The organism is Kitasatospora sp. NPDC054795 (assembly GCF_053611565.1).
Window position 1 is genome coordinate 1 of sequence record NZ_JBSHAP010000061.1, and the last position, 3,227, is coordinate 3,227.

At 73.3% G+C, this 3,227-nt stretch carries 4 protein-coding genes and 2 tRNA genes; 1 reads left to right on the top strand and 5 read right to left on the bottom strand.

Annotated elements, in window-relative coordinates:
- Positions 1-103: 103 nt before the first annotated feature.
- The 5 genes from ACWGJO_RS22205 to ACWGJO_RS22225 form a co-directional block, all read right to left on the bottom strand.
- Positions 104-526: a MaoC family dehydratase gene (locus tag ACWGJO_RS22205; protein ID WP_359897552.1), complete on the bottom strand. Its 423-nt coding sequence runs from the start codon at positions 524-526 to the stop codon at positions 104-106.
- Positions 527-531: 5 nt separating this feature from the next.
- On the bottom strand, positions 532-990 hold the full coding sequence (locus ACWGJO_RS22210) for a MaoC family dehydratase N-terminal domain-containing protein (RefSeq protein WP_359897553.1): 459 nt from the start codon (positions 988-990) through the stop codon (positions 532-534).
- A gap of 116 nt (positions 991-1,106) precedes the next feature.
- On the bottom strand, positions 1,107-1,271 hold the full coding sequence (rpmG, locus tag ACWGJO_RS22215; RefSeq protein ID WP_006604855.1) for a 50S ribosomal protein L33: 165 nt from the start codon (positions 1,269-1,271) through the stop codon (positions 1,107-1,109).
- Between the two features lie 83 nt (positions 1,272-1,354).
- A tRNA-Met gene (locus tag ACWGJO_RS22220) sits at positions 1,355-1,427 on the bottom strand.
- Between the two features lie 42 nt (positions 1,428-1,469).
- Positions 1,470-1,542, bottom strand: a tRNA-Thr gene (locus ACWGJO_RS22225).
- A gap of 278 nt (positions 1,543-1,820) precedes the next feature.
- Here ACWGJO_RS22225 and ACWGJO_RS22230 point away from each other — a divergent pair.
- Positions 1,821-3,089 (top strand): hydrolase, encoded by a 1,269-nt coding sequence (locus tag ACWGJO_RS22230; RefSeq protein WP_452186132.1) that lies wholly within the window; start codon positions 1,821-1,823, stop codon positions 3,087-3,089.
- Positions 3,090-3,227 lie beyond the last annotated feature (138 nt).

The following is a 3,227-nucleotide window of genomic DNA, read 5'->3' on the forward strand; positions in this document are numbered from 1 at the left end:
CACCAACCTTCAGCAAACAAATCACCTCACCCCGCCCGGCCGCGCCGCCCCGGCCCGGTGTGCTGCGGGCGCCCCCCCGGCGCCCCCGGCCCGGAGGGACGGCTCAGCCGAGCCGGACCACGGCCCGGGACATCCCGAGCACCTTCTGGCCGCCCGCGGTGGCCAGAAGGTCGACCTGCACCCTGCGGTCGTCCAGCTTCTTGGCGACCTTGGCCGAGACCTCGACCACCGCGCCGACCCCGTCGTTCGGCACCGGCACCGGGCGGGTGAAGCGCACGCCGTACTCGACCACCGCGGCCGGGTCGCCGACCCAGTCGGTGACCACCCGAATCGCCTCGGCCATGGTGAACATGCCGTGCGCGATGACGTCCGGCAGGCCGACCTCCAGGGCGAACCTCTCGTTCCAGTGGATCGGGTTGAAATCGCCCGAGGCGCCCGCGTACCTCACCAGTGTGTCGCGGGTCACCGGGAAGGACTGCGCCGGCAGCTCGGTGCCGACCTCGACCTCGTCGTAGCTGATCGCCATCGTGTTCACTCCCCCGCCTCGTCGGCGGCCCGGGCCACCAGGGTCATGACCGACGTCACAACGTGCTCGCCGGTCGCGTCGGTCACCTCGCCGCGCACGGTGAGCACGTCGTTGCCCGCCAGCGACTTGATGTTGTCGATGGTCACCGCGACCGACAGCCGGTCACCGGCCCGCACCGGGCGGGTGTAGGCGAACTTCTGGTCGCCGTGCACCACCCGGCTGAAGTCCAGGCCCAGCTCCGGGTCCTCGACCACCTGGCCGGCCGCGCGGTAGGTGATCACGAACGGGAAGGTCGGCGGGGCGATCACGTCGGGGTGGCCCAGCGCCTTCGCCGCCTCCGGGTCGGTGTACGCCGGGTTGGCGTCGCCGACCGCGGTCGCGAACTCGCGGATCTTCTCCCGGCCGACCTCGTACGGCTCGGTGGGCGGGTAACTACGCCCGATGAAGGAGGGGTCGAGCGCCATGGCAGCTCCTCGGAACGCGGGTGGATACGAAAAAACTCCGGGCCGCACCCCCTGTGAGGGATGCGGCCCGGAGCAGAAGACCTGAGTTCACACAGGCCCGTCGCCCTACTTCAGGGTCAGCGGGTCTCGCGGTGCGCGGTGTGCGAGTTGCAGCGGGGGCAGTGCTTCTTCATCTCAAGACGGTCCGGGTCGTTACGCCGGTTCTTCTTGGTGATGTAGTTCCGCTCCTTGCACTCCACGCAGGCCAGCGTGATCTTCGGGCGGACGTCGGTGGCAGCCACGGGAGTGCCTTCCTTGGACAACGAATAAGAACACAACAAGAGTAGCCGACCGGGAGTGCGATCTCCCGACCGACTACGCGGGGTAGCGGTGACCGGACTTGAACCGGTGACACAGCGATTATGAGCCGCTTGCTCTACCAACTGAGCTACACCGCCACAGTGATCCACAGTACAGCCGAGGCTGACTGCTTCTCACCGAGCCCCCATGCGGAATCGAACCGCAGACCTTCTCCTTACCATGGAGACGCTCTACCGACTGAGCTATAGGGGCGAACGAGGAAGAGATTACACGTTTCGCGCCCGGAGGTGAAATCCGTATCCCGCGGCGAAGACCGCAGGTGGGTGAGGGGTACGGGCGGACGATCCAAGGCCGGGCGTTCGATCGGGCCGCGAGCGCCGCGGCCCGACCCGATACGACTATTGCCCGCCTCCCGGCGCCCCGCCCCCCGGGCCCATAGGCTCGACGCTCATTGATCGGGAGGACCGCCCGGCGGTACGGGCCGGCGGCCCGGGGCCGACCGCACGGGCCGACGCGAGAAGGAGCCGGCGATGGACAGCGCAGCCGCCGACGGGCCGCACTCCGGACCCGGCCCGGCGGCCAACCCGCTCGGGCACGGCCCGGTCCTGCTCCTCACCGGCGCCCGGCTGGCCGACGGGCGGGTGGTGGACGTCCGGATCAGCGGCGACCGGATCCAGGCGGTCGGCACCGTCGGCAGCCTCGGCCCACTGCCCGCCCTGCCCGGCGCGCCCACCGTCACCACCGGCGCCCGGATCGACCTGCGCGGCTACCTGCTGCTCCCGGCCCCCGCCGAGGCGCACGCCCACTACGACACCGCGTTCTCCGCCGCGCTGGCCGCCCCGCCGCCGGACACCCCGGCCGACCTCACCCGCCGGGTCACCGAGGCCGCGCTGACCTCGCTCGGCTACGGCGCCACCGCCCAGCGCACCCACGTCCGGATCGGCGACGTGCACGGACTGCGCCGGCTGGAGGCGGTGCTCACCGCCCGGCAGGAGCTGCGCGGGCTGGCCGAGCTCCAGGCGGTGGCGATGCCCCGGCTGCTCACCGGGCGGGCCGGCGCGGACGGCCGGGCGCAGCTGCGCGAGGCGCTCAAGCTGGGCGCCACCGCGGCCGGCGGCTGCCCGGACCTGGATCCGGACCCGGCCGGGTACGTGCAGCTGCTGCTGGAGGCCGCCCGGGAGGCGGACTGTCCGGTGGACCTGCACACCGGTGCCGCCGACGCCGCCCAACTCGCCCGGATGGCGGGCGCGTTGGCACCGCTACGGCCGCGAGTGACGCTCGGCCCGTGCGGGGCGCTGGCCCGGGGCGGGTCGACGGTGCTGGCGACCAGCGGGATCCGGGTCGTCTGCCTGCCGCAGAACGGCGGCTGCACCGGTCTGGAGGGCCGGACGACGGGCCTGCGGCCGGGCCTGGTACGGGAGTTGGCCGCCGCCCGGGTGCCGCTGGCGGCGGGCAGCGGGGCGCTGCGCGACCCGTCCAACCCGGTCGGCCGGGCGGATCCGCTGGAGTCGGCGTACCTGCTGTCGGCCGGTGGGGAGCTGGACCCGGCGGCGGCGTACGACGCGGTGGCGAACCAGGCCCGGGCAACGCTCGGACTGGCCCCGGTCCGGGTGGACGCCGGGTTCCCGGCGGAGCTGCTGGCGGTGCGCGGGGACAGCCTGGCCGGGGCGCTCGCGGGCGGGCACAGCCGACTGGTGGTGCACAGTGGCCGGGTGGTCAGCCGGACCAGCGCGGTCCGGGAGTTCGCGGACACGGTGGCGCTGGCGCTGCCCCGGCAGTCCGGGGCCGCGGACGGCTGATCCGGGGGACGGACCCGGCTCCGACGACAGATGGGGGCGCGCGAACGGGTACGACACGCCCCCCCCCAACCACCGGCCCGGGACGGCCAGGACGCCCACCGGACCACCACCAACACCAACACATAACACGCGCCCGCA